Annotated in this window: 2 protein-coding genes; one reads left to right on the top strand and one right to left on the bottom strand. The window is 36.9% G+C overall.

Annotated features, from left to right (window positions below; translation table 11 throughout):
• Nucleotides 1-74 precede the first annotated feature (74 nt).
• Nucleotides 75-623: a dihydroxyacetone kinase subunit L gene (locus U0M88_RS02805; protein WP_331868835.1), complete on the top strand. Its 549-nt coding sequence runs from the start codon at nucleotides 75-77 to the stop codon at nucleotides 621-623.
• A gap of 118 nt (nucleotides 624-741) precedes the next feature.
• Here the strand turns inward: U0M88_RS02805 and U0M88_RS02800 are convergent.
• Nucleotides 742-1080, bottom strand: a 339-nt coding sequence (locus U0M88_RS02800) for a carbohydrate kinase family protein (protein WP_331868834.1), incomplete at its 5' end; no start/stop codon positions are given.

Below are 1080 nucleotides of genomic sequence, written 5' to 3'. Positions count from 1 at the left end.
GGAAATACTTGTCTATGTCTTAAAGAAGTTGAAGTACTCTATTCATTACTTTTTTATCCGGCAGATTGCAACAGATGCTTTATTTGAAGTTTCTTTTTAATGCTGAATTATGGCTAAATCACCAAACTGTGGGTATAGCGAATGAAAACAATGCTTGTATTGTAAAAGAAATTATACAGGCCATTCACAACAACTCGGTATATTTAAGTGAAATTGATGGCGAGACCGGAGACGGTGATCATGGAGTCAACATGAATAAGGGCTTTTTGATGGCTGATGTAAGAATCAAAGAAGATGATAGTTTTTCGGAGGCTTTGAAAAAGTTAGGAAAGACATTGGTGATGGACATTGGAGGCAGCATGGGGCCTATTTATGGGACATTGTTTTCAAAATTAAGTCGAACATTGAAAATAGAGGAAAAGATAGATGCCAAGCTTTTTGAAGAAGCTTTAAAAATAGGAGCTGAGCAGGGAAAAGAAAGTACGAGAGATATGGTTGCGAAATTGGGGAGAGCATCCAGACTCGGAGAAAGAAGTAAAGGTCATCTTGATGCAGGTGCTACTTCCTGCTGTATTATTCTTCAAACCATGGCAGATGGAATGATCAAGAGAATGGTGAAATAATGTTTTTGTCGAGAGGTCACAAAATGTGTGACCTTTTTATTATCCGAAAGTTTCGTATAGCTGGATAAAATAATTTGATAAATTAGAGCATGTGTTTGATCAATTGATTGAATTCAGTTTACTGATTACGTTGAAAATCAAGCTTGTGTTTTCTTTGTACAACAGCTTCTAAAGATGGTATCGAAATCATACCGCCCATTGTTTCTGTAGAGATCGAAGTGGTTAGGGATGCTAATTTGATGACGGTTTCAAGAGGGTAATTGCGGCTTAGAAAATAGACAAAAGCACCGTGAAAAATAACACCGGCTCCGGTAGAATCTACGGTTTTCGTTTTAAAGGCAGGGATATGGTGGATTTTCTGATTTTCTTGATAAAGTACGCCACGATCACCGATTGTAATGACGATATGTTTTTTGTTGAGTTCTGCCAGCTTTGAAAAAATCGCAGATAATTTATT

It is taken from the genome of Faecalicoccus sp. (assembly GCF_036552745.1).
Taxonomy (GTDB): Bacteria; Bacillota_I; Bacilli_A; order Erysipelotrichales; family Erysipelotrichaceae; genus Faecalicoccus.
This window is presented reverse-complemented; position numbering and strand designations above follow the sequence as displayed.